The organism is Oleiphilus sp. HI0043 (assembly GCF_001634935.1).
In genome coordinates this window covers 1-892 of the sequence record NZ_LWEY01001685.1, presented here as the reverse complement: position 1 = coordinate 892, position 892 = coordinate 1, and the positions used below count along the sequence as shown (strand labels likewise).

Below are 892 nucleotides of genomic sequence, written 5' to 3'. Positions count from 1 at the left end.
ACCGGAGGCTTGAAGACTGTCGATAGTTCTGAACCAGGGAATAACAGATGCCAACCCGAGTAGCCTTGCTCATGACAATGCTTTGGAGCAAAGTCATGCAAGGCCGTAATCACGGCGCTATGATCAATACCCTCTCGTATAAGTATCCGTGAACCGGTAATGGGGGTGAAAGGAATGGCTGAAACTAACTTGGGATAATAAGCCAATCCATATTGATGGTAAGCATTCGCCCAAGCATGGTCAAAGACGTATTCACCATAGCTATGCTGCTTAACATAGCTAGGAACAGCGGCGACCAATGTATCGCCCTGATAAGCCATGAGGTGATGCACCAACCATCCTGAGCATCCACCAACCGCTTGTGTTTTTTCCAAGGCATCGAGAAAGTGGTAGCGCACAAAGGGGTAGCCCTCACCTGCCAAGGAATTCCAGGCCTGCTCTCCCACCTCAGCAATTGAGGTGACGTAACGGAACTCAATAGTCATCCTGTTGCCACACTTATTTAGCTGAAAGCAAAGTATCCAATACTTTGTCTACGTGCTCAAACATCGTTTGTTGCGCGCTTTCCGTCGGATGAATACCATCGTCTTGCATCATACCTTCAACACCAGCAACCCCTTCCAATAAGAAGGGAACTAAGGATAGATCCATTTGCAATGCCAGGTCTGAGTATATATTCGCAAAGGCTTTGGTATAACGGTCACCATAGTTAGGCGGTATCTGCATGCCTAGCAATATTACTTGGGCTCCAGCCTCTTGTGACATCACTGCCATCGCTTCTAGGTTATTACGAATCTGCCTAACCGGGGTTCCTCGTAAACCATCGTTTCCGCCAAGTTCAATAATGACGATAACGGGCTGATGAGTTGATAAGGCCTTACCTAAACGATAA

2 protein-coding genes are annotated in these 892 nt (G+C 47.2%); both read right to left on the bottom strand.

What is annotated here, in order from left to right:
• The coding region (locus A3729_RS25530; protein WP_197476095.1) for a peptidogalycan biosysnthesis protein at positions 1–485 on the bottom strand (485 nt) is incomplete at its 3' end.
• A 13-nt stretch (positions 486–498) separates the two neighbouring features.
• Positions 499–892 (bottom strand): GDSL-type esterase/lipase family protein (locus A3729_RS25525; RefSeq protein WP_231877507.1); only part of this gene is annotated, 394 nt, incomplete at its 5' end.